The sequence below is a fragment of the Methylocystis sp. IM3 genome (genome assembly GCF_038070105.1).
Taxonomy (GTDB): Bacteria; Pseudomonadota; Alphaproteobacteria; order Rhizobiales; family Beijerinckiaceae; genus Methylocystis.
Window position 1 is genome coordinate 2,380,177 of sequence record NZ_JBBPBZ010000002.1, and the last position, 25,007, is coordinate 2,405,183.

The following is a 25,007-nucleotide window of genomic DNA, read 5'->3' on the forward strand; positions in this document are numbered from 1 at the left end:
ACGGCCGGCGCGATACGCCGGCGGAGCGCCTCCATGAGAACAGAGTCTTGCGCCGCGGCCTTCCGGCTGGCGGCGGCCGCCATTTTCTCCCTACACCTCTCCCCGGTCTTCGCGGAACGCGCCGAAGCGTCGCCCCCGGAGGCAAGAGAGACGGAAAAGCCGTCGCGGGCGCTCCCGAGCTATGGGCCCGAGACCGAGCGCGCGACGCTGGAGGCCGCGCGGCGCTACGCCGATATTGCGGCGTTGGGCGGCTGGCCGCATATCCGGCGGCCGCTCGGCCCCGACTCGCATGGCACGCCGGTCGCCGAGCTGCGCCGAAGGCTCGCGATCGAAGGCTATCTGCCGCAGGATCAGGCGCGTGATGAAGATCCGCGCTGGGACGATGATCTGACGGACGCCGTGCGACGCTTCCAGGCGCATGTCGGGCTCGAACAGACGGGCGAAGTCTCGCGCGAGACGTTACTCCAGTTGAATGTTTCGCCCGCTGCGCGCGCACGCGCCCTCGCGGCGACGGCCGGGCGTCTGTCCAGAATGCGGTTTCGCTTCCCCGAGCGCTATGTCGCCGTCAACCTCCCCGCCGCCGCCGTCGAGGCTGTCGAAGACGACGAGACGCAGGCCCGCTACGACGCAATCGTCGGCGGCAAGCGCCATCCTTCTCCGCAGATCACGGCGCGGATCGACTCCGTCGATATCAATCCCACCTGGACCGTGCCAGCCTCGATCATCCGAAAGGAGCTGGCGCCCAGGCTGAAACGCAATCCAAACTATCTTGCGCACGAGCACATCAGAATATTCGATGGGCGCGGGCACGCGGTCGACCCGAGGCGATTACGGCGCCTGTCCGCGGCGCGCGCGGCGCATTTCACTTTCCGGCAGGACCCCGGCCCGAACAATGCTTTGGGCTCGCTTCGTCTGTCCATGCCGAACAAGGACGCCGTTTACATGCACGACACGCCGAGGAAAGACCTTTTCGACAGAGACTATCGATTCCTTTCCCATGGCTGCGTGCGCGTCGAGGGCGTTTACGACCTCGCCGCCTGGCTCCTGAATGATGGCGCCCACAAATGGGACGAGGCGGGGCTACGGGACGAAGTCGAAGAGGGCCGCACGGAAAAGATCAGGCTCGATCATCCGACGACAGTGGCCTGGGTTTACATGACCGGCTGGGCCACGGACGACGGACCCGCGCAGTTTCGCCGGGACATCTACAGCCTCGACAAAGGCGCGAAGCCACCGCCGCACGGGCGCGCCGTTGCGCTGCGGTGAGACTCTGCATCATGGCGGAGCTGGTTCCGTGGATGCCCGCGACAAGCGCGGGCACGACGCGGAGAGAGCCGCCCTTCCCTCCCGTCATGGCCGGGCTCGTCCCGGCCACCCACGCCGGAGGGCGCCCTCACACGGCCCGTGGATGTCCGCGACAAGCGCGGGCATGACGCGGAGAGAACCGCCCTCCTTTCCCGTCATGGCCGGGCTCGTCCCGGCCACCCACGCCGAAGGGCGCCCTCACGCGGCCCGTGGATGCCCGCGACAAGCGTGGGCATGACGCGGAGAGAGCCGCCCTCCCTCCCGTCATGGCCGGGCTCGTCCCGGCCACCCACGCCGGACGGCGCCCTCACGCGGCCCGTGGATGCCCGCGACAAGCGCGGGCACGACGCGGAGAGAGCCGCCCTCCCTCCCGTCATGGCCGGGCTGGTCCCGGCCACCCACGCCGGACGGCGCCCTCACGCGGCCCGTGGATGCCCGGGACAAGCGCGGGCATGACGCGGAGAGAACCGCCCTCCCCTCCCGTCATGGCCGGGCTCGTCCCGGCCACCCACGCCGGAGGGCTCACTCACGCGGCCCGTGGATACCCGCGACAAGCGCGGGCATGACGCGGAGAGAACCGCCCTCTAATTCGCGAGATCTTGGTACAGGTCGCGCCACGATGGGTTCATGTCCAAGATGAGCCGCACCTTCCACGCGCGAGGCCAGTGCTTCATTGTCTTCTCGCGTTGGATGGCGATGCGAATGTCGTCATGGGGTTCGTACCAAGCGAGTCGTTTCAGGCCATAGCGCTTCGTAAACCCTTCGATGACGCCCTCGCGGTGCTCCCAGGCGCGTCGCGCGAGGTTGCTCGTGACGCCGAGATAAAGCGTCCCGTTCGAGCGATTGGTCATAATGTAAACCCAGCTCCCGCGCATTCTCGAATTGTATAGCTAAAGTCTGTTGTGGCAAGCAGTGGTGCGCCCTCCCCTCCCGTCATGGCCGGGCTCGTCCCGGCCACCCACGCAATTCGCCGTCAGAACTGCGGTTTCGCCACCATCAGCCAGAAAATGAACAACATCGCGATGAAGGCCGGCCACCCCAGGGCGAACCACCACCAAAAGTAGCGACTGTATTGCGCGGGCAGTTCCGCGCCGGTTTCGAGGCAGGCCTCGGCGATCTTGGCCATGCGCATTTGCAGCCACACCACCGGCAGCCAGCAGGCGCCGACGAAAATATAGAGCGCGACCGAGGCCAGGATCCAATGGCTGTCGAGCGGCCAGCCCTCTTCGAGCGCGAGCGCCACGCCTGTCGCCGGCTGGATGATGACCGCGGGGGTCGTGAAGAGCCAGTCGGCGAGCACGACATTCTTGTCGCCTGCGACGATGGCGCGGAGATCGCCGCGAAGATTGGTGGCGAGCCCGTGGAAGGCCGTCCCCAGTCCGGTGCCGAACAGCACCGTGGAGCTGATGATGTGAATCCACTTGAGAAGCGTGACGTCCATTCAGTCGGCCTCCATTGCGATCATCACCAGGATCGCCGCCGCGATGGGCAGGTTTTTCAAAATCGGCGCGAAGGGATGCAGCCAGTATTCGCCGGGAAGGCCCATCGCCAGCAGGGTGAAGGCCGCCATGCTCGCCAGTTGGATCCAGCCGATCAGCGCCGGGCGCCAGCCGCGCAGCAGGATGAGGCCGAGAATGAAATCGAGCGCCGCGCCGCCATAGAGCGCCAGCGAGGCGACCGGCCCCGTGAGTCCGATGGCGGCGAGCAAGTCGTAGCTCTTGTCGACCGAATAGAGACCGAAGGACAGGAGTCCGGTCACGATCCACAGGATCGCCAGGCTCCAGCGCAGCACGGGCTTCAGGAAGAAGAGCCGCGCCGACAGGCGGTCGGCGTCGGAGGCCGGCTCCTCGGCGAGCGCGGTCCGGATGCTTTTCGGCGGACGCCCCAGCGCCGCCGTCAGCGCGGCCGGATCGGAGACATTGCCGCCGGCCAGCATCTTCATGACGTCGGGATTGAGCGGCCCGCTGGTGAAGCGCCCGCCGATCTCGGTCGCGATCTCGAACAGACGGTCCGGGATGCGCACAGAACCCGTCGGGCGCAGGCGCAGCCAGTTGCGCAGGATGCGCTCCAGCTCATAGGCCGTCATCGGCTCCGGTCCCACCACGTCGATCATGCGCGCGGACTCGGCGCCTTCGGCGAGCCGCGTCACCAACTCGGCGAGGTCATCCACATGAACCGGCTGGAACTTCCAGTCGTCGCGTCCGATGCGCGGCAAGACGGGAAGGGCCGCGGCGGCCAGGAGCCAGCGCGTGCTCGCCCCACCCCGCCCCACGACGACAGACGGCCGCAGCACGCGCCAGTCGATGCGCTCGCCATGCGGGTCGGCGTCCAGAAAAAACGCCTCCGCCGTGCCCTTGCTGCGCTGGTAATCCGTCTCGCCCTGCGCCGTCGCGCCCAGCGCCGAGATATGGATGAAGCGCGCCAAACCCGCGCCGATGCAGGCCGAAAACAGCCGCATGGCGCCTTCCGCATGCACCGCGTCCATGGTATTCGCGCCCTCGTCGCGCACGAGGCCGGCGCAATTGACGACGACGTCGAAGCCCGCGACCTTCGCCCGGAGGCGAGCGGGAAAGTCGCGGGCGATGTCAATGTCCCCGCGCCCCGCCGCCATCACCGAATGACTTGCCGCCGCAAGCCGGCCGGCGATATGGCGCCCGATGAAGCCGGTTCCGCCGACGATGAGACACCGGGCCAAGGCTGCGCCTCCCGCAAAAGCGTCCTCGGCGGACATATAGGGGTCGCCCCCGCTTCGCCCTGCGATTTTTCCGCGATTTCGTGCGATATAGGAGACCATGGCGACGATTCGGAATGCTTTCGACCCCGGCTTTGGCGTGTATGTGCACTGGCCGTTCTGTCTGTCGAAATGCCCATATTGCGACTTCAACAGCCACGTCCGCCGCGGCGACGTGGACGAGGATCGCTTTGTCGAGGCTTTCGCGGTGGAGCTGGCGCATCGGGCGAGCCTCGCGCCGGGGCGGGAGGTGCGCTCGATCTTCTTCGGCGGCGGCACGCCGTCGCTGATGTCGCCCTCGACGGTCGAAGCGATTCTGGCGCAGATCGCCAGCCACTGGACCCTCGCCAGGGATGTCGAGATTACGCTGGAGGCCAATCCGACGAGCGTCGAGGCGTCCCGCTTCAAGGGCTTCAAGGCGGCGGGGATCAACCGCGTCTCGCTCGGCCTTCAGGCCCTGAACGACATCGACCTCAAGGGGCTCGGGCGGCAGCATTCGGTCGCCGAGGCGCTGATGGCGGTCGACATCGCCAATTCGGTCTTCGACCGCACCTCCTTCGATCTGATCTACGGCCGGTCTGGCCAGACGCCGGCGGCGTGGCGCAAGGAGCTCGATCTCGCGCTCGCCCGCGCGCCCGAGCATGTCTCGCTCTACCAGCTCACGATCGAGCCGGACACCATGTTCGAGCGCATGGTCAACACCGGCAAGATGACGATCCCCGACGCCGAAACCCAGCGCGCCTTGTGGGACGTGACGCAGGAGATCACCGCGCGCCACGGCCTGCCCGCCTATGAGGTGTCGAACCACGCGCGCCCCGGCGCGGAATGCCGGCACAATCTCGTTTACTGGCGCTATGGCGAATATGCCGGCGTCGGGCCCGGCGCGCATGGCCGCATCGTGACCTCGCGCGGGCGCCGCGCCATGGCCTGCGAGCGTCATCCGGAAATGTGGCTCACCTGCGTGGAGACCGAAGGCCACGGCCTCGTCGAGGACGAATTGCTCAACGCCGAGCAGGAAGGCGACGAGTTCCTGCTGATGGGCCTGCGCCTGCGCGAGGGGATCGACCCGCAGCGTTATTTCCTGCTCACCGGCAAGAAACTCTCCCAGTCGCGCATCAGCGAACTCGTGGGCGACGGCCTCGTGGAGCTGACCCGCGAGAACCGGCTGCGGGTGAGTTCCGAAGGCTTCCCTGTTCTCGACGCCGTGGTGGCCGATTTGGCGGCCTGACCGCGGTCAGGCCATCCTGTCCCGCATGAAGGCCAGCGCGCCGGCGGGGATCGTCTGGCGGGTTTTGAAAAAGCCCCGCCACGAGTCTTTCACGGCGAGGGCGCTGCGGATGTCGAAGGCGCTCGCGCTGTCGACCGACTCCAGCGCCTCCCATGACAATGGCGTCGCCACAGTGGCACCCCGCCTCGCCCTGAGCGACCAGGGCAGGATCGCCGTCGCCGTTTTCTTGTTGCGCAGCCAGTCGATGAAAATGCGCCCCTCGCGGCGCCGCTTGCTCATATTGGCCACGAAGCGTTTCGGCTCCTGCCGCGCCAGCCCGCGCGCGAAGCCGGCGGCGAAGACTTCCGTTTCGGCATAAGCGAGCGAGCCGTCGAGCGGCAAAACGATATGCACGCCCTTGCCGCCAGTGACGAGCGGCCAGCTTTCGAGGCCGATCTCCGCGAGATAATCGCGAATGTCCGCGGCCGCCTTTCGCACCTCGCGGAAGGGCAGCTCCTCGTCGGGATCGAGGTCGAAGACCATTCTGTCGGGCCGGTCGAGATCGCGCGCCAGCGACATCCAGCCATGGATTTCGATGGCCCCGAACTGCGCCGCCGTGTGCAGGCCGAGCGCGCCGTCGAGCGCGATGTAGGGCTCGCCGCCCTCGTCCTCGACCTTCAGAATTCCTTTGCTCATGCCCTTGAGCGGGTGGCGCTGGAAGAACAGCTCGCCAATGTTATCGGGCGCGCGCAGCAGGCTGATCGGCCGGTCGGCCAGATGTGGCGCCATGCGCGGCGCCACGGCGTCGTAATAGGCGGCGATTTCGCCCTTTGTAATATTGTCGTCGGGATAGACGACGCGGCTGGCGTGAGTGATGCGCGCAAGCTTCGGCGCCTCGGCGGAGGCCGCCGTCTTCGCCTTCACGTCCTCGCGCACGCCGAGAAATCGCGCCTGCCGCATCTGACCGTCCATGGTCCAGCCCCCGAAACGCACTTCCGCCGGAAAGGGCGCCTGGATGAAGACGACGCCCTTTGGAATGAGCTCGGAGGCCGCGACCGCATAAGGCGGCCGGCTCCCCGCGCGCTTCGCCAGCAAGGGCTCCAGGGCGCTCCGCGTCTGCGCGCCATAGCCCGTGCCGATGCGGCCGACATAGCGCAACCCTTCCGGCGTTTCCTTGGCGGCGACGAGCGAGGCGAAGCTTTCACCCTTCTCAGACAGCCGATAGCCAATGATGACCACATCCTCGCGAAAATCGCCCTTGATCTTCAGCCAGTCGGCGAAGCGCCCGCTGCGATAGGGCGCGGCGGCGCGCTTGGCGATGATCCCTTCCGCGCCCGCCTGCGTCGCCTGCCGGAAGACGGCGGCGCCGTCACCCTCGATGTAATCGCCGTAACGGATGGCGCCCGAGGCGCCCGAGAGCAGCTTTTTCAGGAGCGCCTTGCGCTCGCGCAACGGTTTGCTTCGCAAATTCTTCTCGTCGAGCGCGAGCAGATCGAAGGCGACGAACTCCACCCGCTCGGCGCGGCCTGCCTCCAGCGCCGAGACCAGCATGGCGAAATCGGAAAGCCCCTTCTCGTCGAAGACGACCGCCTCGCCATCGAGAAGCGCGTTGCGGCAGGGAAGCGCGAAGGCGGCGCGGGCGAGGCCCGGAAAGCGGTTCGTCCAGTCGAGCCCCGAGCGCGTATAGACGACCGCGCCATCCGCGCCCGTCGCCAGTTCGAGGCGATAGCCGTCGTATTTGAGTTCGAAAATCCAGTTGGCCCCCACGGGCGGCGTCTCCGCCGTCTCGCAGAGCTGCGGGAGGACGAATTTCGGCGTCGGCGCGCTGGCGATGGGCGTCTCGGACCAATAGGCGGCCCTGGCGCGGGCGGCCGGCGTCTTGCGACGCTTCGCCCTGGCGCCGCGTTCGATTTCCTCGCGGGTGCGCCCGGTGGCGACGCTCGTCGTATAGTGCTCGACGAGATTTTCCTCGGGCTCGGCCCATTCGTCGCGCTCCTTGATCAGGAGCCAGTTCTCGTGCCCGTCGCTGGGCTTCATGCGCACGAGCACATAGCCGCCGCGCATTCTCTCGCCATCTGCGCGAAACTTGATCTCGCCCCTCTCCAGCGCTGCGAGCGGGTCGCCGTTCATGGGCGCATAGGTCGCATCCTCCCACAGCATCACCGTGCCGCCGCCATATTCGCCCTTGGGGATCAGGCCCTCGAAATCTCCGTAATCGAGCGGATGGTCCTCAGTGCGGACGGCGAGCCGCCTGTCGGCCGGATTGGTGGAAGGGCCGCGCGTCACGGCCCAGCTCTTCAATACGCCGTCCATCTCGAGGCGCAGATCGAAATGCTCGCGCCGCGCGAAATGGCGTTGCACGACGAGGCGCGGAGCCTGCCCTTGCGAGACGCCGCCCTGCGGCTCGGGCGTCACGGCGAAATTGCGCTTGGCGCGATAGGCGGCGAGCGCGCCGTCGTCCGTCTGCCGCCCGCGCGCCGGCATGCATCAGGCTCGCCGCCGCGCGGGCGCTTTGGCCGATTTCGCGGGCTTCGTCGTTTTCGGCGTCGCCGCGGTCTCTTTAGCCGGCGGCTTCCCCTTCTTCGGCGGTTCGGGCGGGGCCTCGCCGCCGCCGCTCGCGGCCACGGAGCGTTTCAGCGCCTCCATGAAGTCGAGCACCTTGGCGCCGGGCTCGACCTGCTCCTCGACCGGCACGGTCTCCCCGCGGCCGAGCTTCGCCTTCACGAGATCGCGCAGCGCCTCGGCGTAATGATTGCGGAATTTGGCGGCGTCGAAGGGCTCGCTGCGCCGCTCGATCAAATCCTCCGCCATCTGCACCATGTCCTCGCGCGGCTTCTCCCGGCCGATGTTCGAGAAAATGTCGTCGGCGTCCTTGAGTTCGCTCTCGTAGCGCAGCGTATCGAGTGCGAGCCCCTGCCCCTCGCCGGTTGGATACAGCGCGACGAGATGCTCGCGGCCCCTCAGGGTGAGCTGTCCGATGCCGACCTTGTGCTTCGCCCACAGCGCATCGCGCAGCACGCGATAGCCTTCCTCCGCGACTTCGCCGTCCGGCAACACGTAATAGGGGCGATTGTAATAGACGGGCTCGATCTCGTCGGCGTCGACGAATTGCGACAGCTCGATCGTGTGGCGGGAGGAGAGCTTCAGCGAGTCGAGCTCCTCATCCTCCATGAAGACGTAATTGCCGGGCTCGACCTCGTAGCCGAGCACGATGTCCTCCTTCTTCACCTCGCCCTTGCCGGGCGCGATCTTGAGGTAGCGGATGCGCTGTTTGGAGTTGCGGTCCAGCTGATGGAAGCGGATTTCGGACTCGGCCTTTTCCGCCGCGACCAGACGCACGGGGATGGAGACGAGGGCCAGACGCAAATGGCCCTTCCAGAAGGTGCGCGCCGACTCGGCCATAACTCGCTCCTGCACGCGCTGCTCGGGATCGTCCTTACATAAGGCGACGGCAGGAAGGGCGCAGTCCCCTGTGCAAAAAACGCCAGAACGGCGGGCCTATCGGCTTTTGGCGGGCGGGTCGGAGAGCGGGTGCAGGTCGCGCACCATGGCGCGAACCCGCTCGTCGAGGACGTGAGTGTAAATCTGGGTGGTGGCGATGTCCGCATGACCCAGAAGCTCTTGCACGACGCGCAGGTCGGCGCCGTTCTGCAGGAGATGGCTGGCGAAGGCGTGGCGCAGGGCGTGAGGATGGACCTCGGCGGCGGTAAGCCCTGCGGCGACGCCAAGGGTTTTCAGCTCGCGAGCGAATGCCTGGCGGGTAAGATGGCCGCTGTCGCTGTCGGCCGGGAAAAGAAACGGGCCTTCGGCCAGAACCGGAGCGACCGCCTCCAGAAGCTTGCGATAATCCGCGATGGCGCGCTTCGCCCGCCCGGTGAGCGGCGCGAGCCGCTCGCGGCCGCCCTTGCCCTTGATGGTGATGAAGGCGTCGCGCGCCCGCGCCGCGCTTTTCGGCAGCGACACGAGCTCGGAGACGCGCAGGCCGGTCGCGTAGAGCGTTTCGAGCAGCGCATGGAGGCGCGCGGCGCGCAGCCGCTCGCGCAAGGGACGCTTCTCGTCGTCGAGCCCCTCGCGGGCTGCGGCGAGCAGACGCTCCACCTCGTCGATCGACATGACGCCGGGCGCGTCTCGCGTCAGCCTCGGCCCCTCCAGCGCGGCGGCAGGATCGTCGGCCCGATGCCCGTCCACATAGAGGAACTTGTGGAACTGCCGCAGCGCGGAGAGGCGCCGCGCGACCGTGGCGGTCGACATGCCGTGGGCGTCGAGCGCCGCGAGATAGGCGCGCAAATCATCTGTCGCGGCGTCGCCCGGAGCGCGCCCGCGCCGTGAAAGAAAGCCGGTGTAATCCGAGAGGTCGCGACGGTAGGCGTCCAGCGTGTTGCGCGCGGCGCCGCGCTCCGCCGCCAGCATGTCGAGAAATGCGTCGAGTTGGCGGGCGGCGGGCGGCATCATGGCCAGCGCCTCATTTATTGAGGCGTTGGGCCGGAATCGTATAGGTCATTTCCCGCGGCTGCGGCGTCACGAAAGAGACGACCGCGATCATGGCGCCATAAGCGAGCGCAACAATGGCCGCGACAATAACCAGAAAGCGGAGAAGACTGGGCAAGGAAAGAACTCGTCAGCAAGAACCCTGCCCAAGTCTATCGCGCGAAGCGCGCCCGAATGCAACCGGGAGCGGGTCTAGCGCACGATCACCCTCGTTCCGACCGGAACGCGCGCGTAAAGATCGATCACGTCTTCGTTCATCATGCGAATGCAGCCAGAGGAGACATTCTGCCCGATCGTGCCGGGCTCGTTGGTGCCGTGGATGCGATAGAGCGAGGAGCCGAGATACAGCGCGCGAGCGCCGAGCGGATTGGCGGGGCCGCCTTCCATGTGACGCGGCAGATCGGGGCGGCGCGCGAGCATTTCGGCAGGCGGCGTCCAGTCCGGCCATTCCGCCTTGCGGCTCACCGCCTTCACGCCGGACCACTCGAAGCCCGGCCGGCCGACGCCGATGCCGTAGCGGATCGCGCGCCCGTGGCCATGCACGAAGTAAAGGAACTTGCGCGGCGTATCGACGACGATCGTGCCCGGCGCCTCGGCGCCGTCGTAGGAGACTTCCGCGCGGGCGTAGCTCGGATCGAGCGCCCGTTGCGGCTGCTGCATGGGCGGTTCCGGCGCGTAAGCCGCGAGACGCGCGCCGGGGGGCGGCGCGGCGTAGCGCACCGGTCGCGGGTCGGCGCCCACGACAAGCGCCTCGATCAGACCGCCGCCCAGCGCGCTTTGCTGTTCCGGATAGGGCGGCGCGGCGGAAAGGGCGGGATTGGCGCGGGCTGCCCCGCCCTGGGCGGCGCCGAGCAAGAGCACGAAAACCGTCGCCGGAACGGCGGAGCGAAAGATTGCACGGCGCACAGACATGAGAAAAACCACTGCAAGCGCGCCGCGCTTGCAGGGCGCAGACGCGAATAACGATGGCGGCCAGTCTGCTATGCTCGAGCTATGCCGTAAATGCGCAACGAATTACATGGTTAGGCGCAAGTATAGCCTGATGGTGAACGGCCCCTTGCGACCTTCGCCGGTTCAGAAGTGCGATTCAGAGTCCTCTTGTTCCGCCGGGATTTCGTGGCGCATGATCAGCGGCGCCTGCGCGACGGCGAAAAGGACGGTCAGCGGCAGAATGCCGAAGACCTTGAAGTTCACCCAGGCGTCGGTCGAGACGACGTGGCGGACGACTTCGTTCAGGCCGGCGAGGAAAAAGAAGAACAGGCCCCACCGCCAGGTGAGCTTGCGCCATCCTTCGTCGTCGATATGGATCGCCATGTCGAAGACGATGGGCAGCAGAAGCTTGCCGAAGTAGAGCGCGCCGATGAGCGCCGCGCCGAACATGGAGTAGAGGATCGTCACCTTCAGCTTGATGAAGTCCTCGTTTTGCAGAAAGACCGTGAGGCCGCCGAAGACGAGCACGAGGATCGCGGTGACGACCGGCATCGCCGGCAGATGTTTGGTGACCGCCCAGGAAACGGCGAGCGTCAGCAGAACGCCGGCCATCAGCACGCCGGTGGCGTAGAAAATGCCGAATTTGCTGTTGACGACGAAGAAGACGATCAGCGGCCCGAGTTCGAGCGCGATTTTCAGTCCCGGATTGAGTTTCTTCTTCTGTCCCGCCGGCGGCGCCGCCTTGACCGGCGTTGTCGTTTCCTGTGTCATAACCTTAGCTTTCCGGCGCCGGCTCCGGCGCTTCTTCATCTTCGTCGAGGCCGGCGATCGCGCGGGCGAAGTCACGGGCGGTGAAGGGCTCCAGATCGTCGGCGCCCTCTCCGACGCCGATGAAGTGGATTGGCAGGCCGTAAGCGTCGGCAATCGCGACCAGAATGCCGCCGCGCGCGGTGCCGTCGAGCTTCGTCATGACGAGGCCGGTCACGCCGGCGGTGCGGCCAAAAATCTCGACCTGCTGCAAGGCATTCTGACCGACCGTGGCGTCCAGCACAAGCAGGACCGCGTGGGGGGCCTCGGGCTCCGCCTTTTTCATCACCCGGACGATTTTTTCGAGCTCCGCCATCAGCTCGGCGCGATTTTGCAGACGGCCGGCCGTGTCCATGAGCAGAATATCGGCTTCAGTCTCGCGCGCGCGATTGATCGCGTCGAAGGCGAGGCCCGCGGCGTCCGCGCCCTCCTTGCCCGCCACCACTTCGGCGTCGAGCCGCGCGCCCCAGATCTTGAGCTGATCGACCGCCGCGGCGCGAAATGTGTCGCCCGCCGCCAGCACCACCTTCTTGCGCTCGCCCGTCCATTTGGAAGCAAGCTTGGCGATGGTCGTCGTCTTGCCCGAGCCATTGACGCCAACGACCAGGATGATGAACGGCTTTTTGGTCTCGTCGATCTCAAAGGGCGTGGCCACGGGCGTCAGCACCGACTCGACCTCGCGGGCGAGGATGGCGCGGACCTCCTCGGGGGCGATGTCCCTCTCGTAGCGGGCCTTGCCGACGGCCTTGGTGATGCGAGACGAGGCGCCGACCCCGAGATCGGCGCGCAGCAGCACGTCCTCGAGCTCCTCGAGCGTCAGCGCGTCGAGCTTGCGCTTGGTGAAAATATCGGCGACGCCCTGAGTGATCGCCTGCGAGGTGCGGGCGAGGCCGCCCGTGAGGCGCTGCCACCAGGATTTTTTTGGAGCTTCCGCCTCGGCGGCGGCCTCCGGCGTCGCCGGCTCCTCCGCCTGTGGCTCCGCGCCTCTGCCGAACAGGCGCGAAAACATGCCGCGCTTCTTAGGTCCGTTTGCGTCCGTGCTCATGCGTCCCTCATGCGGCGAACTGCCTACACCAGTCGCGCATAAAGGGCTAGCGCATCGGGCGGGGAGAGCGGCCTTTCGCACTCCTGACCGCGCTAAAACGCCGCGGGACGCTTTCCCCGAGGGCGCGAGGGCCTAGTTACCTGATGCGGGATCGCGTTGCGGCGGCGTTATTGCCGTATCGGTTCCACAAGGGCGGGCCGGCGGCCGAAGCTCGCCCTTTCCATCTCTCGCCTCACCAGCGCAGGACCGCGCCTCCCCAGCTCATGCCCGCGCCGATCGCCATCATGGCGATCACGTCGCCTCTCTTCAGCTTTCCGCCGCGATGGGCCTCGTCCAGCGAGATGGGCATGGAGGCGCTGGACGTGTTGCCGAAGCGGTCGATGTTGATCCAGCACTTTTCGCGCGGCACGCCGAGCGTATCCAGCGCCGACTCGATGATGCGCTGGTTCGCCTGATGGCAGATGACGTGATCGACGTCGGCCGCAGACAGCCCCGCCTTGGCCAGCGTCTCGGCGACCACCTCGGGCAGAAGCCGCGTCGCGACCCTGTAAACCTCCCTGCCCCGCATCCTGATCTTGTTGCCATTGTCCGCCAGCATCTCCTGCGAAACCGGCTGGCGGCTGCCGCCCCCGAAAATGCCGAGGATGCCCGTCATCGAGCCGTCGGTGCGCAGGGTGGCGGCCAGCAGCCCGTGCCCCTCTTCCTCGGTCGCGCCGAGCAGCATCGCCCCGGCCGCGTCGCCGAACAGCACGCAGGTCTCCCGGTTGCCCCAGTCGACGAAACGGCTCAGCGTCTCGGCGCCGATGACCAGCGCGCGCCGGACCATGCCCGAGCGGATGAACTGGTCCGCGATGGTGAGCCCATAGATCGAGCCGGCGCAGGCGGCGGCCACGTCGAAACAGAAGGCGTTCCGGGCGCCGATGAGGTCTTGCACGAAGGCGGCGCAGGAGGGCGTCGGCGTGTCGCCCGTCACGGTGCCGACCACGATCATATCGACTTCGGCAGCCGAGACGCCCGCGTTTTCGAGCGCCTGCCGCGCCGCGGCGGCGGCGAGGTCCGAGGTGGCCTCGTGGTCGCCGGCGACATGCCGCTCCCTTATGCCGGTCCGGCTGACGATCCACTCGCTGTTGGTGGCGACGATTTTCTCGAGATCGGCGTTGGTGAGAACACGCTCCGGCGCATAGGATCCGGTTCCGAGAACGATGGAATTCGGCAAGGCTTGGTCTTTCTGAAAAAAGCGGCCGCCGGCGCGGCGTTAACGAGCGTCGGCGCGTGCAGGCGCCCGGCGGGCTCCGGCGCGGCTATTCATATCGGCGCGGGCTCGAAGCGCAAAGGCTTTTTGCAGCGCAGCACAACCCGCTGATATCCTTGTATTTCATGCTGCCGCGCTGGTGGCTCCCGGAGAATCCGCGCCTGCTTTTTGCGCACCCGATCCGGCCCGTCGCAACCTTTCTTTAAGAGCGTGCAAATATTAACAAAGGGCCGGGCGGCAGGCGGGCAGGCCGCGCCCCGTTCTCGACAACCCTCGTCTTCGCGTCGCCGCGAGCTCCCCGCGGCAGAAGGAGTTTCTGTTCATGATTCATGCCTTGATCTTTGCCGCTGTCGCGCTCTATGCCCTCGTCGGCGCCCTGACGGCCTGATTTTTCTCTCCTTTCGATTGCCTTCCGCGTCGCGCCATGGCAATCGGGCGCGATGCAGGAAGACCAGAAGCGCACCGCCCCGCGCGTTTCCTTCGTTTCGCTCGGTTGTCCCAAGGCCCTCGTCGACAGCGAGCGCATCGTCACAAGATTGCGCGCGGAGGGTTATGAACTCGCGCGCCACCACGCCGGCGCCGATGTCGTCGTCGTCAACACCTGCGGGTTTCTCGACAGCGCCAAGGCCGAGTCGCTCGACGCCATCGGCTCGGCGCTCGCCGAAAACGGCAAGGTGATCGTCACGGGCTGCATGGGCGCCGAGCCCGATCAGATCAGCGCCCGCTTCCCCGACGTGCTCGCCATCACCGGCCCGCAGCAATATGAGAGCGTGGTCGAGGCCGTGCACCGCGCCGCCGCCCCGGCGCATGATCCCTTCGTCGATCTCGTGCCCGAACAGGGGGTGAAGCTCACCCCGCGCCATTACGCCTATCTGAAAATCTCCGAGGGCTGCGACAACAGCTGCTCCTTCTGCATCATCCCGCATCTACGCGGGCCGCTCGTCTCGCGCCCCGCCGCCGACGTGCTGCGTGAAGCCGAAAAGCTTGCGCGCGCCGGCGTGAAGGAGCTGCTGGTCATCTCGCAGGACACGAGCGCCTATGGCCGCGACCTGCGCTACGCCGAAAGCATGTTCGGCGACCGCGCAGTGCGCGCGCGCTTTCTCGACCTTTCGCGAGAACTCTCCGAGCTCGACGTCTGGGTCCGCCTGCATTACGTCTATCCCTATCCGCATGTGGACGAGGTCATCGGCCTCATGGCCGAGGGCAAGATTCTTCCCTATCTCGACATCCCCTTCCAGCACGCGGCCCCGAATGTGCTGAAGGCGATGAAGCGCCCGGCGAACGAGGAAAAGACGCTGGCGCGCATCAAAAGCTGGCGCGCCGCCTGCCCCGACCTCACACTGCGCTCGACCTTCATCGTCGGCTTCCCCGGCGAGACCGAGGAAGATTTCGAGATCCTGCTCGACTGGCTCGACGAGGCGGAGATCGACCGCGCCGGGGCCTTCAAATATGAGCCCGTCGCCGGCGCGCCGGCGAACGACCTCGGCCTCGCGCCCGTTCCCGACGACGTGAAGGAGGCGCGCTGGAAACGCTTCATGGAGAAGCAGCAGGCGGTGAGCGCAAGGCTGATGAAGCGAAAGGTCGGAAAGAGGCTCCAGGTCATCATCGACGAGCCGGGCGGCGGCGCGTCCGGCGTACTCGCCAAGGGCCGCACCAAGGCTGACGCGCCCGAAATCGACGGCTCTGCTTTCGTCTCGTCCCGCCGCCCGCTGCGCGCAGGCGACATCGTGACCATCAAAGTCGAGCGCGCCGACGCCTATGACGTTTACGGCGCAGCCTCTGGCTGACGCCCGCGCGTGTGGCGGAGATCCGCCCAGATTTGGCGGAGAGCGCCGCTTCCCCACAAGCCTCGCACTCGTAAAATTGATCGAGAAAGCGAGGAAGCGCCATGTCGGAAAGAGAAACCCGCCAGAACCAATCCACACCGCCGCGCCGGCGCGGCGAACAGCCTGAATTCGTGTTCCCCGTGCCCAAGAACATGGTCTACGGGACCGTTGCGGTCGTCATAGCGTCGCTGTTGGTGACCTTCTTCGCGCGCAACCCCTATACGCAGGCGTCGACCGAGGGCAGTCTCTATTACGAGCGCGGCATGGAGACCAACATGGTCCTCTGGGTCGTGATCTTCATTGGCGTCCCGGCAAGCTTCCTCGCCTACAAGCACTGGTTCCTGCCGATGCTCGAACGCCGAGCCAAGACCCGGCGCTAAAAGGTCTCGGCACATCCCCGGCGGCGCTCTATGGCGCGGGCTTCCGGTCTGTTCCATATTAGGGGCCGGAAGCCTTACAGAGGAGCGCGCCCCATGAACGAAGATCGCAAAGATCGTCAACAGACCCCGCGAAATGAGAAGCCGGGCCAGCCGGTCATGCTGATCCCGAAAAGCTTCATCTACATCATCGGCGCGATTGTCGTCGGCTCGTTTCTGCTGACCCTTTTCGTGCGGAACCCCTACACGCAGTCGGTTCACGAGGGCGGCACTTTCTATGAGAACGGCGTCGACAACTCCGCCTTGATGTGGGTCGCAATCTTCGTCGGCATCCCCGCAAGCTTCTGGGCCTACAAGCGGTGGATCATCCCGCTCTTCGACAAGAAGTGATCAGGGCGCGCTCCGCCGCAGCGCCGTCGAGGACGTCGCGCTGCGCGGGCCGTGCAGATAGACATAGGCCGGCGGCGTCGCTGTCGGCAATGAGCCCGCCACGCGCTCGTCGATCCTCGCGTGCGGAAATCGCTGCACAGCCTTTGCGCTTGCCGCCTTCGCAGTCGCGCCTGGGCGATCGACGATGGCGACGGGCGTGGTGCGCATGATCTCTTCCCAATCGCGCCAGCGATGAAACTGCAGGAGATTGTCCGCGCCCATGATCCAGACGAAATGGACGCCGGGGCAGCGACGGCGCAGGAATCGTAGGGTCTGGGCTGTGTAGCGGGCGCCGATATGCGCTTCGAGACCCGTCACCGCGATGCGCGGGTCTCGCGCCAATTTGCGCGCCGCTGCGATGCGCGCCTCGAGCGCCGGAAGCGCGCGCGTATCTTTCAGCGGATTGCCGGGCGTGACCAGCCACCACAGCCGATCGAGCCCGAGCCTCGTGAGCGCAAGGCGCGCGACCAGCGCATGACCCTCGTGCGGCGGATCGAAGGAGCCCCCGAAAAGCCCGATCCGCATTCCCGGCGCATGAGGCGGCAGGCGGACAGGCGCCGTCATCGACGCGGCGCGCCCGGCCGCTGATTCACGCCCTCACCTGCCCGGCGCCGTACACCCGATATTTGAACGAAGTGAGCTGCTCCACGCCCACAGGTCCGCGCGCATGCATGCGCCCTGTCGCAATGCCGATCTCGGCGCCGAAGCCGAACTCGCCGCCATCGGCGAACTGCGTCGAGGCGTTATGCAGCACGATGGCCGAGTCGACCTCGTGCATGAAGCGCCGCGCAACCGCCTCGTCCGTCGTGATGATGCAATCGGTATGGTGCGAGCCATAGGTCTCGATATGCTCGATCGCGGCCTCCAGCCCGTCGACGACCTTCGCCGCGATGACGGCGTCGAGATATTCCGCGCGCCAGTCGTCTTCGACGGCCGGCGTAACGCGGGAGTCGATGGCCTGGGTCGCAGCGTCGCCGCGCACCTCGCAGCCCGAATCGATCAGCATGGCGACGAGCGGCGCCAGATGGGTCGCTGCGCAGGCCTTGTCGACCAACAGCGTCTCGGCAGCGCCGCAGATGCCCGTGCGCCGCATCTTGGCGTTGAGCAGCACGCGCTTGGCCATGTCGAGGTCGGCGTCCTTGTGCACGAAGACATGGACGATCCCCTCGAGATGCGCGAAGACCGGCACGCGCGCCTCGTGCTGCACGCGCGCCACCAGGCTCTTGCCGCCGCGCGGCACGATGACGTCGATGGCGCCGTCGAGCCCCGCGAGCATGGCGCCGACCGCGGCGCGGTCGCTCGTGTCGATCAGGGAAATCGCCGCCTCCGGCAGGCCCGCGGCCTTCAGCCCGGCCACAAGGCAGGCATGAATCGCGCGCGACGAGCGCAGGCTTTCCGAGCCGCCGCGCAGGATGGCCGCGTTGCCCGCCTTCAGACAGAGCGCCCCGGCGTCGGCCGTGACATTGGGACGGCTTTCGTAGATGACGCCGATCACGCCGAGCGGCGTCGCGACGCGTTCGATGATGAGCCCGTTGGGCCGCTCGAATCGCGCGAGCACCCGTCCGACCGGATCGGGCAGCGCCGCAATCTCCTCGACGCCACGCGCAATGGCCTCGACCCGGCCAGGGTCGAGCGTGAGCCGATCGATGAACGAGCCCACCGTCCCGCGCGCCTTGGCGTCCGCGACATCGAGCGCATTGGCCGCGAGAATCGTCTCACCCTGCCGACGAATCTCGGCCGCCGCGACGCGCAGCGCCTCGTTGCGCGCCTCGGCGGGCGCCAGCGCGACGGCCCGCGCCGCCTTGCGCGCGGCGCGCCCGAGAGCGACAAGCGAAGCCTCGAGGGCCGCTTTTTGCGGCGTATCTGCGATAAGCGTCATGGTTTTCGATCCGAAAAAAGCCGGTCCTTCCGCTATCACGCGAGCGCCGAACGCGAAAGCGCCGTCAGGCCCTTGCAGACCGGCCCCGGCCAGTCTATAGAACCCCCGCGCCCGCTCCCTTCGTCTAGCGGTCTAGGACGTCGCCCTCTCACGGCGAAAACAGGGGTTCGAGTCCCCTAGGGAGCGCCAAAAAAATCAATGCCTTAGTGAAGCGCGCTCCGCCGCGTGTGTAATTTTGTGTAATATACAGCCGTGGACGACTGTGTAATGCGATGGGCGTTAGTGCGCCCGCCCCCTGCTCTGAACTGATCCGTTTAAAAGGCTTCGCACCGCCCTGCCCGCGTCCCTCAACGCATGTCGGTCATGGGGAGGCGCTTGGCCCCTCGATCAGCCGTGCCGCCATATGGGGGCGTGGTGGCGGCTTTGCGCGTGGGCTGCCAAGGTTCGCTCCTTATCGGGGTTTCACTGTCTCTGCCGCCAAGGCTCCCCACTGCTACGACAGCCCTCAAAAATCATTGAAAACAAAGCTAAAAAAGAGCATCATTGCGAAAACAAGCCTGAGCTAATCACTAACATGGGGAGCCTAATAGGCTAATATGAAGACAGTAACCTGTGTGCTGGCTATTTTAGCCGCAACTTGCACTGGTGCCTTTGCGCAAGCGAGCGTCGCCTTGGGATTCGCAACCTCCTACGCCACTACTCACCCAAAGAGCAATTCACTAAATAATCCTCTCAAAAACCAACATAATCACGTCTATCCATCTACTGGGCGTCTCGTTGGGGTCGGGACGCAGACCCAATTGCCTCCGTCCTCTCCATTGCCTTCCATGTCTTCTCCCTAATCGGCTTACGCCAGATACTGGACCTCGACATAACTCCCGAAGAGCGAGCCGAAGCGTTGCTGCAAAGCCTACTGCCGGAAATGGAGTCGGCAATGAGCAACGACTGTGAATTCCCCCGCTATCGCGGGCGACTCAGGCGCTTGGGCGAGGTCATTGGGTGCCGGAAGTATGGCGGTCCACTGCTAAAGCTTTACGCCAAGCTGAACAATCTGGCGAGCCATAAGCTTCACGCCGAGTTTCAGGCGCTCAAGAAGGCTCCCCCAAAACGGAACAGCAAATGGTCGAAGGCAGGAGTGTCGAAGTAGAGTTTATCGATCCTGTGAAGGTCAAGACAAAGAAGCCAAGAGCGAGGAAGACGGTCGCGACCATTATCGATGAGACCGCAGTGGCGATGCGCAAGTCGCTCCCCCGCAACGCATGACGCGGGGCGTCTCAGGATCAGGGGGCCTTACCGGCCTTCTTCTTCCGCGCGGCCTGATATCGACACCGCGCGGCCGGGAACGCGCGCCGGTTCGTGTGGGAGCAAAATCGGGTTGGAAAGCAAATCCGGTTTTCGACCCATGGGAGAGCGAATCGCCTCCTTAGGCACGGTCCTATAACTAAAAGTTGATGGAAATTCCTCCTGTGGCGCTAGAGATATTCGCATTATTCGCAAACATCCCGTCATATCGAATGAACAACTTCGCCTGAGCAAGCGGGAGGGATATCTTCGCGCCGATTGAGGCGGCATTGCGTGGCCAACGGGCTCCCTCAACCCAAAAATTCGACCTTGAAATGCCCTGAAAGTTTACGAGGGCGAACCGGTTAACATCAGCGAAATCATGGGACCAACCTGCTCGTCCAGACAACGTCACAGGTGCATTCAGACCTATCGGCATGTCGTAGGACAGCTCTGTTCCTAAAGTACTCATCGCTGTCGTAACAGTGCGCTCCTTAACATCCATACTTATGGCTCCGGCTCCCTGCTCTGAAAAATTGATCGGAAAAACCACCACGCTCTGGAACGCGGCAAAAGGCGTGGTTTTTAATTGGGCAGTCCAGAAAAAATCATAGCCAAATTCTGCTCTCGAAAGCAGCGCGTCATTATGGAAGCTCGCGGTTGCCGCGCGCGCAAAATAAGGTAGGGCGATGCTGCGGCCCACGCCAGCTGGGTTGTATGAATATCCAAGCGCCGCATCGAGATAGAAACTTCCTAAGGCATATCCTGCATAAGACCCAAACGAATAACTATCGAGGTTGCCCGAGGCGGAAATCCCATTCATCGAGAAAGAGTTTCGCGAATAAGCCGCGCTTACACCAATTTGGAAGTTTGGGTTGTAAGCATAATCGATTCCGACTGCGGCACCCCCGCCGGAGAATCTTATACCGCTGACGTTTTGATTTCCATTAAGATACGCAGCTCCCCCAAATCCGCTTATCCAAGGCCGCACACCGTTTTGTGAGCGTGGCGTCGAAGGAAGACGCGTCAATTGAGTTTGGTCTCTAAGGACCTCGAGAAACATTCGTCCAGCCCCGATCACAATCGATGGGGCATTGGCGTATATTTCTCCGTCCAGTTGAGTGAGAGCGTAGCGCAGCTTTCTGGGATCGCCATAATTTAATAAATCAAGCAAGTTGTAAACGCTGTCCCCATCCGTGAACTGGGCAGGAAAACTTGCATGGTCTAGTGCGAAAGCGACGGCGAGCGGATTGCCGTATCCGGCACGCGGCACATAAGCTAGAGCATAGTCCCCGATAAATTGCTGATTCATATACGCCGTCGGCGGAAGGTAACTCGGCGAGGAGCCCGGCCCGCATCCAGTCGGGCTCACCCCTATCAAGTAATCCTGAACCGCGCCGCCGCGACCCCAATAGCCAGGGGCAGACGGAGGACTGACGTTTTGAGCGTTAGTTATTGGCCCGGCTTGCCCGGCCAAAATGCACGTTTGAGCGGGAGCTACGACAATTTCCTCCATAGTAGGCACCTGAGGGAGAGCCAGAACCTCTCTAACTTCCCATGGGGTTAGACCGCGAACCTGATTCGATGGGGCAACCCACGGCCCTAGCGCGCTGGTAGTGTAAAAACGCACCCATTGGGTTGGTACGTACGTCCACACAACGGCCGCCGGTGCCGATGTCGAATCGATGAACGGTAACGTCGTTTCATTATAATCGATGGCGGGTAGAATGTACTGATTCGCATCGTGACCGTTGGAGATTGACGGATAGGTCGTGCCTCGGCAAGGCGTCGTTGAATTTTTCGGACAGTTTGGTGGGGGGTTGCCCGAAGTAAAGGTCTGACCTCGGACGATCGGCCCAGTAACAATCTGACCACGAGGCAAGGGCCAAAAGGGCAATGTCTGGGCGCTCGCCGAACCTGCTATCGACCCAGTGATTATCGCAGCCAAAACGCGATGAAGACCACTACGGCGAAAACCGGGAAGGTTCATTTTGTGCCTCGAAGATTCTTTCGATCCGAGCAATCTGAAGTATTTCATCGCGAGCTTTGAGTCGCTACTCAATTAGGAAGGCTAATTCTCTTTTTCGGGACAGTGTTGCCATCAGCCCACACCCAGGTGTTTTTTTGTCGCCGGTCTGAAGTGGACTTTTGCCTGACGGAACTTCGCAAAGCTCGCACTAGACTAAAAGCCAAAAGCTGCACCCCCCAGCGGCGGGCGATCGAGGCGCAGACAAGGTGGCTTCACAGCTACCACGGCCGAGTTTGCGGTCTCTTCCAAATGTACTTGTTTTTGTCAGAACGCCGGGACAAAAAGGCTCAATGGGCTCCGTAGCGAGCGAGCAATTGTTAAGGCATGATTGCATCACAGCGCAGTACGGTCTGGAAGTCAGTTTTATTCGAACCAATGGAGCGGTAAAATGAGTAAGGCTGAATCCTCAGGGAGCGCCCTTGCCAACGAAATCGGCCTAGTATTTGCGTTTTTGTTCGGTTGCTTGTCACCAGTCACGAACGCCTTTGCAACCGAAATATCTGCGACGCCGGGACCGCAGGTTGCACAAAGCGGCGTGCTGCAGCAGCAATCTATCGTGATCGCACAACCCACAGCGTCGACGCCGGCCCCGGAGGGGGATAAAGCGTCAAGTCGCGGGCATGATCAAAATGGCGTCTGGAAGCGCTGGAAGAATAAGCTGGGCCCTGCAAGCGGGAACAAGGTAACCAATCCGGATGTATCTGCGATTTTAGGGCCCCCGCTTCCCAATCCAGGAGATGACCCTGGTCCCCATAAGGGCGACTCGAGGCAACTGACCATCTTCCGCAATACGACTATCCCGGTGACGACGGGGCAGACAGGAGCGACATCCGAGCCCAGTACGGATCAATCGGGAAAAAATATTTTTTCCACCGCTAACTACCATGCAGAGTTCTCCAAAGATAACGGCGCGACATGGCAAGGCCTGGATCCTTTTACGATCTTTGGCGAACAAGGCTTCTGCTGTGATCAAGCAACGATTTACGACCCTAGCAGCAACCGCCAGCACTGGGTGTTGCAGTATCTACCCAGCATTTTGCCGCTCAATGCATCAAAATCTCTTGATGCTAAAGATCCGAGCATCGAGGATCATCTTGTCCTGGCTAATTCCTCGCCAGGGGATTTTATTAACTGGTGTCCATACATACTCAGGCCCTCGGATTTGGGGCGGCCGAGCGACGAAAGCTTAGATTTTAACGACTTGGTCGTCGGGACACACTACCTCTATCTAACCACCCGCATTATCCAATTCCAAGGTGAGGACTATGGTCTTAAGGCGCTTGCCTTACTGCGATTCCCATTGCTGGAATTAGCCGCTTGTAAGCCGGCCCATTTTGACTTCGTGCTTCGGACAGATGTCGGTGAGGGGCAAAATGGCGAGCTAAGAGTCCCCCAGGGCATCAGCGATATTGCCTACGCGGGGGCAAACGACCCCCATGGAGGTCAGGGCAGTATCTTTCGGCTTCTAGTTTGGCCCGAGTCGTCGAAGGTCGTTAAAACTATCGACCGCGCAGTGCCGCCATTCATCTACTACGAGAGCGGGGGACCGCAATGCGCCAGTGAGGACGGCGTGGTCGCAAACTGGTGCAGTGATAGCCCGAGATTGTTCGCCACCAAGGGCGGCGGCTCCCTGTGGTTTAGCTGGGATGCGCAGCAGTATGGCAACAAACGGCCCTTCCCCTATACGAGGATAACGCAAATTCGGGAGTCCGACTTGGCGGTGGTTGGTAGCCGTGACTTTTATGGCCTCACGGTTGCCCACGTACAGGCTGCGATTGCTGCTGATCGTTACGGTAATATCGGCTTGGTGGATTTTTTCGGTGGCGGCAAACACAATAAACATTACTTTCCAAGTGCCATGATAGCCATCCTCGAGCGTAACCGCGTGGCTCCTCCGGCGGTAAACTTCTTCCTATCAGGCAAAGGAATTGGATGCAACGATGGGCCAGGGCCTGATTTCACAGGAGCCTGGGGTGACTTCCATACGATCCGTTCTTGGCAGAGGCGGGATGGCACGTGGCTCGCCACCACGTTTGTTCGCAACGATAATAATGTCGGCGATTGTCCTCAACGCGGTGCCAGCGTAACTATCAAAAACGTCGTATTCGGGCGCTGATTGTTGAAGCACGATTCGAAACGATTAGTTTGTGACGAGACCTGCGCGGCCCTCTCAGCCGCGCAGATGCGCCGGTCGGAATTGGCCAGTCCTTTGCTGGGTGGCCCTTCATCATCAATACACAGGTCTTACCTCGAAACATCGGCCAATCCGGCGAATGCCGGTATAAAGACAGCCCAGTCGAAGTTCCACCAATGTCCGCTGAGGCCTTTATCTCGGTTATCGCGTTATTTTTAGCCTCATTGATTATGCAATTTTCTGTCCGAAGAGGGTTAAGCAATTCAGCCTTGAGCACTGGCACCAAGAACTTGAAAAATCTCCACTGGAATATTTGCCGCTGTCTTGGACAAACTGGTTTGCTAGACTAATGACCGGCTTATTGTATCTCGCAGGTGGAGTTATGGCTTTACACGTTGTCGGTTCGAAAGTTTTCACAACGCTTCAGTTCATATGGGCCAATAGTTAGAGAGCGGAGAGTAAAGAAGCTTTGAGGCGGACGCTCCGGCACTGTCGGTGCGTCACGTGTCTGCTGTGCGGTGGGATAGATCAAACAGGCTATGACTGAAGTTTTAGAATAGCGTGCCTCGCTTCGAACATTCCCCACAAAAAGAAGGGAAAACCTTGCGGGTGCCCACCCCGTCCAACCACCCCCCCCGTGCCACGTGATCGCCCCCACAGCCCCAGAACAACGTTCCCATGCGCCTGTCTCCTCAAGAGGTATGATGTCGCCGGGGCGATGGTCTGGGGGGCTCAGCGGCGCGGGATGCGGTCGCCCCGCCACCTATCCAAAGCCCAACGCGCCCCGGCGTTGGCGCGTCCCTAGCGGCCACGATCTGGCGCTTGCTTACCCACGACGTAACGTTGAGGAAGGGGCGCGGTTTGCCGTTCAACAGTGGCTCCGCCACTATAAAAGTTTCCACCATGTAAGCTATTGCCAGAAAGCCAAAGACGCCCATCGAGGGCAGGCGGCTGCCTGCTTGCGCGCCCTCGATGGGCTGGAACAAGCCAAGCGGGGCTCGCGTTGCAGGGTAGCCATCCGGCATAGGCCGCAGGTGTCGGCGTCGGGGCGTTTTAACGCTTGAGGAGTGTCGGATCGGCCTTATACATTTTGATCAGCTCGATCAGGTTATCGATTCCGAAGTCGGTGAACGCCATCACGCCGTCGTACGTGATCCCGTGGACCCATATGAGACCATCTTCGGGCTCCATCTCGGCAGCGACGTCGAACAGCCAATCCTCGTTCTCACCAAGTTCTTTGGCGACCTGGCTGATCGTCGTGATGTGAGAGACCTTGTTGACGTGCAT

General features: G+C 63.7%; 21 protein-coding genes and 1 tRNA gene. 7 read left to right on the forward strand and 15 right to left on the reverse strand.

Annotation, left to right across the window (positions count from 1 at the left end; all coding sequences use genetic code 11):
* Positions 1-33: 33 nt before the first annotated feature.
* Positions 34-1,266: a L,D-transpeptidase family protein gene (locus WOC76_RS13610; protein WP_341106160.1), complete on the forward strand. Its 1,233-nt coding sequence runs from the start codon at positions 34-36 to the stop codon at positions 1,264-1,266.
* 623 nt (positions 1,267-1,889) lie between these two features.
* Here the strand turns inward: WOC76_RS13610 and WOC76_RS13615 are convergent.
* From WOC76_RS13615 to WOC76_RS13625, 3 genes are all read right to left on the reverse strand, one after another.
* Positions 1,890-2,180 (reverse strand): GIY-YIG nuclease family protein, encoded by a 291-nt coding sequence (locus WOC76_RS13615; RefSeq protein WP_341431455.1) that lies wholly within the window; start codon positions 2,178-2,180, stop codon positions 1,890-1,892.
* A gap of 98 nt (positions 2,181-2,278) precedes the next feature.
* The gene (locus tag WOC76_RS13620; protein WP_341106158.1) at positions 2,279-2,746 is read right to left on the reverse strand and encodes a DUF2269 family protein; all 468 of its coding nucleotides are present in this window, start codon (positions 2,744-2,746) and stop codon (positions 2,279-2,281) included.
* Complete coding sequence (locus tag WOC76_RS13625; protein ID WP_341106157.1) at positions 2,747-4,000, reverse strand: SDR family oxidoreductase; 1,254 nt, start codon at positions 3,998-4,000, stop codon at positions 2,747-2,749.
* 97 nt (positions 4,001-4,097) lie between these two features.
* On the opposite strand from WOC76_RS13625, the gene hemW reads away from it, so the two are divergent.
* The gene (hemW, locus tag WOC76_RS13630) at positions 4,098-5,264 is read left to right on the forward strand and encodes a radical SAM family heme chaperone HemW (RefSeq protein WP_341106155.1); all 1,167 of its coding nucleotides are present in this window, start codon (positions 4,098-4,100) and stop codon (positions 5,262-5,264) included.
* A gap of 6 nt (positions 5,265-5,270) precedes the next feature.
* On the opposite strand, the gene ligD is transcribed toward hemW, so the two are convergent.
* The 8 genes from ligD to WOC76_RS13670 form a co-directional block, all read right to left on the reverse strand.
* Positions 5,271-7,727 (reverse strand): DNA ligase D, encoded by a 2,457-nt coding sequence (gene ligD, locus WOC76_RS13635; protein WP_341106153.1) that lies wholly within the window; start codon positions 7,725-7,727, stop codon positions 5,271-5,273.
* A gap of 3 nt (positions 7,728-7,730) precedes the next feature.
* Entirely contained in the window at positions 7,731-8,645 is a 915-nt protein-coding gene (gene ku / locus WOC76_RS13640; protein ID WP_341106151.1) for a non-homologous end joining protein Ku, read from the reverse strand.
* A 96-nt stretch (positions 8,646-8,741) separates the two neighbouring features.
* Positions 8,742-9,695, reverse strand: a complete 954-nt coding sequence (locus tag WOC76_RS13645) for a tyrosine recombinase (protein ID WP_341106150.1) — start codon at positions 9,693-9,695, stop codon at positions 8,742-8,744.
* Between the two features lie 10 nt (positions 9,696-9,705).
* Positions 9,706-9,849, reverse strand: coding sequence for an oxidoreductase (locus WOC76_RS13650; RefSeq protein ID WP_341106148.1), 144 nt, complete (start codon positions 9,847-9,849; stop codon positions 9,706-9,708).
* Positions 9,850-9,923: 74 nt separating this feature from the next.
* The gene (locus tag WOC76_RS13655) at positions 9,924-10,643 is read right to left on the reverse strand and encodes a L,D-transpeptidase (RefSeq protein ID WP_445928474.1); all 720 of its coding nucleotides are present in this window, start codon (positions 10,641-10,643) and stop codon (positions 9,924-9,926) included.
* A gap of 162 nt (positions 10,644-10,805) precedes the next feature.
* Positions 10,806-11,432 (reverse strand): septation protein A, encoded by a 627-nt coding sequence (locus WOC76_RS13660; protein WP_341106144.1) that lies wholly within the window; start codon positions 11,430-11,432, stop codon positions 10,806-10,808.
* A 4-nt stretch (positions 11,433-11,436) separates the two neighbouring features.
* Positions 11,437-12,513 carry a signal recognition particle-docking protein FtsY gene (gene ftsY, locus WOC76_RS13665; RefSeq protein ID WP_341431456.1) on the reverse strand — a complete coding sequence of 359 codons (1,077 nt, stop codon included), beginning with the start codon at positions 12,511-12,513 and terminating at the stop codon, positions 11,437-11,439.
* Between the two features lie 232 nt (positions 12,514-12,745).
* Positions 12,746-13,729 (reverse strand): beta-ketoacyl-ACP synthase III, encoded by a 984-nt coding sequence (locus WOC76_RS13670; RefSeq protein WP_341106143.1) that lies wholly within the window; start codon positions 13,727-13,729, stop codon positions 12,746-12,748.
* Positions 13,730-14,205: 476 nt separating this feature from the next.
* Here WOC76_RS13670 and rimO point away from each other — a divergent pair, with 476 nt between their 5' ends.
* From rimO to WOC76_RS13685, 3 genes are all read left to right on the forward strand, one after another.
* Complete coding sequence (gene rimO / locus WOC76_RS13675) at positions 14,206-15,552, forward strand: 30S ribosomal protein S12 methylthiotransferase RimO (RefSeq protein WP_341106142.1); 1,347 nt, start codon at positions 14,206-14,208, stop codon at positions 15,550-15,552.
* A 101-nt stretch (positions 15,553-15,653) separates the two neighbouring features.
* Positions 15,654-15,971: a hypothetical protein gene (locus WOC76_RS13680; RefSeq protein ID WP_341106140.1), complete on the forward strand. Its 318-nt coding sequence runs from the start codon at positions 15,654-15,656 to the stop codon at positions 15,969-15,971.
* A 93-nt stretch (positions 15,972-16,064) separates the two neighbouring features.
* A complete protein-coding gene (locus WOC76_RS13685; RefSeq protein ID WP_341106139.1) occupies positions 16,065-16,358 on the forward strand; it encodes a hypothetical protein in 294 nt (97 codons plus the stop codon).
* Here the strand turns inward: WOC76_RS13685 and WOC76_RS13690 are convergent, their stop codons facing one another.
* Together WOC76_RS13690 and WOC76_RS13695 are read right to left on the reverse strand one after the other, a co-directional pair.
* Positions 16,359-16,961, reverse strand: coding sequence for a nicotinate-nucleotide adenylyltransferase (locus tag WOC76_RS13690; RefSeq protein WP_341106137.1), 603 nt, complete (start codon positions 16,959-16,961; stop codon positions 16,359-16,361). It abuts the gene before it with no gap.
* A gap of 25 nt (positions 16,962-16,986) precedes the next feature.
* Entirely contained in the window at positions 16,987-18,276 is a 1,290-nt protein-coding gene (locus tag WOC76_RS13695; protein WP_341106135.1) for a glutamate-5-semialdehyde dehydrogenase, read from the reverse strand.
* A 113-nt stretch (positions 18,277-18,389) separates the two neighbouring features.
* Between WOC76_RS13695 and WOC76_RS13700 the strand changes: the two genes are divergently transcribed.
* Positions 18,390-18,465: transfer RNA gene (locus tag WOC76_RS13700), tRNA-Glu, on the forward strand.
* A gap of 1,252 nt (positions 18,466-19,717) precedes the next feature.
* On the opposite strand, the gene WOC76_RS13705 is transcribed toward WOC76_RS13700, so the two are convergent.
* Positions 19,718-20,869 (reverse strand): autotransporter outer membrane beta-barrel domain-containing protein, encoded by a 1,152-nt coding sequence (locus WOC76_RS13705; protein WP_341106131.1) that lies wholly within the window; start codon positions 20,867-20,869, stop codon positions 19,718-19,720.
* A 1,105-nt stretch (positions 20,870-21,974) separates the two neighbouring features.
* Here WOC76_RS13705 and WOC76_RS13710 point away from each other — a divergent pair.
* Positions 21,975-23,702 (forward strand): hypothetical protein, encoded by a 1,728-nt coding sequence (locus WOC76_RS13710; RefSeq protein ID WP_341388697.1) that lies wholly within the window; start codon positions 21,975-21,977, stop codon positions 23,700-23,702.
* Positions 23,703-24,773: 1,071 nt separating this feature from the next.
* On the opposite strand, the gene WOC76_RS13715 is transcribed toward WOC76_RS13710, so the two are convergent.
* The gene (locus WOC76_RS13715) at positions 24,774-25,007 is read right to left on the reverse strand and encodes a hypothetical protein (protein WP_341101846.1); all 234 of its coding nucleotides are present in this window, start codon (positions 25,005-25,007) and stop codon (positions 24,774-24,776) included.

What these genes read in the sequence shown, in the direction of transcription:
- WOC76_RS13610 (WP_341106160.1), top strand. Translation starts at nt 34, where the DNA reads ATGAGAACAGAGTCTTGCGCCGCGGCCTTCCGGCTGGCGGCGGCCGCC.
- WOC76_RS13615 (WP_341431455.1), bottom strand. Translation starts at nt 2,180, where the DNA reads ATGCGCGGGAGCTGGGTTTACATTATGACCAATCGCTCGAACGGGACG.
- WOC76_RS13620 (WP_341106158.1), bottom strand. Translation starts at nt 2,746, where the DNA reads ATGGACGTCACGCTTCTCAAGTGGATTCACATCATCAGCTCCACGGTG.
- hemW (WP_341106155.1), top strand. Translation starts at nt 4,098, where the DNA reads ATGGCGACGATTCGGAATGCTTTCGACCCCGGCTTTGGCGTGTATGTG.
- ligD (WP_341106153.1), bottom strand. Translation starts at nt 7,727, where the DNA reads ATGCCGGCGCGCGGGCGGCAGACGGACGACGGCGCGCTCGCCGCCTAT.
- ku (WP_341106151.1), bottom strand. Translation starts at nt 8,645, where the DNA reads ATGGCCGAGTCGGCGCGCACCTTCTGGAAGGGCCATTTGCGTCTGGCC.
- WOC76_RS13645 (WP_341106150.1), bottom strand. Translation starts at nt 9,695, where the DNA reads ATGATGCCGCCCGCCGCCCGCCAACTCGACGCATTTCTCGACATGCTG.
- WOC76_RS13655 (WP_445928474.1), bottom strand. Translation starts at nt 10,643, where the DNA reads ATGTCTGTGCGCCGTGCAATCTTTCGCTCCGCCGTTCCGGCGACGGTT.
- WOC76_RS13660 (WP_341106144.1), bottom strand. Translation starts at nt 11,432, where the DNA reads ATGACACAGGAAACGACAACGCCGGTCAAGGCGGCGCCGCCGGCGGGA.
- ftsY (WP_341431456.1), bottom strand. Translation starts at nt 12,513, where the DNA reads ATGAGCACGGACGCAAACGGACCTAAGAAGCGCGGCATGTTTTCGCGC.
- rimO (WP_341106142.1), top strand. Translation starts at nt 14,206, where the DNA reads ATGCAGGAAGACCAGAAGCGCACCGCCCCGCGCGTTTCCTTCGTTTCG.
- WOC76_RS13680 (WP_341106140.1), top strand. Translation starts at nt 15,654, where the DNA reads ATGTCGGAAAGAGAAACCCGCCAGAACCAATCCACACCGCCGCGCCGG.
- WOC76_RS13685 (WP_341106139.1), top strand. Translation starts at nt 16,065, where the DNA reads ATGAACGAAGATCGCAAAGATCGTCAACAGACCCCGCGAAATGAGAAG.
- WOC76_RS13690 (WP_341106137.1), bottom strand. Translation starts at nt 16,961, where the DNA reads ATGACGGCGCCTGTCCGCCTGCCGCCTCATGCGCCGGGAATGCGGATC.
- WOC76_RS13695 (WP_341106135.1), bottom strand. Translation starts at nt 18,276, where the DNA reads ATGACGCTTATCGCAGATACGCCGCAAAAAGCGGCCCTCGAGGCTTCG.
- WOC76_RS13705 (WP_341106131.1), bottom strand. Translation starts at nt 20,869, where the DNA reads ATGAATCAGCAATTTATCGGGGACTATGCTCTAGCTTATGTGCCGCGT.
- WOC76_RS13710 (WP_341388697.1), top strand. Translation starts at nt 21,975, where the DNA reads ATGAGTAAGGCTGAATCCTCAGGGAGCGCCCTTGCCAACGAAATCGGC.
- WOC76_RS13715 (WP_341101846.1), bottom strand. Translation starts at nt 25,007, where the DNA reads ATGCACGTCAACAAGGTCTCTCACATCACGACGATCAGCCAGGTCGCC.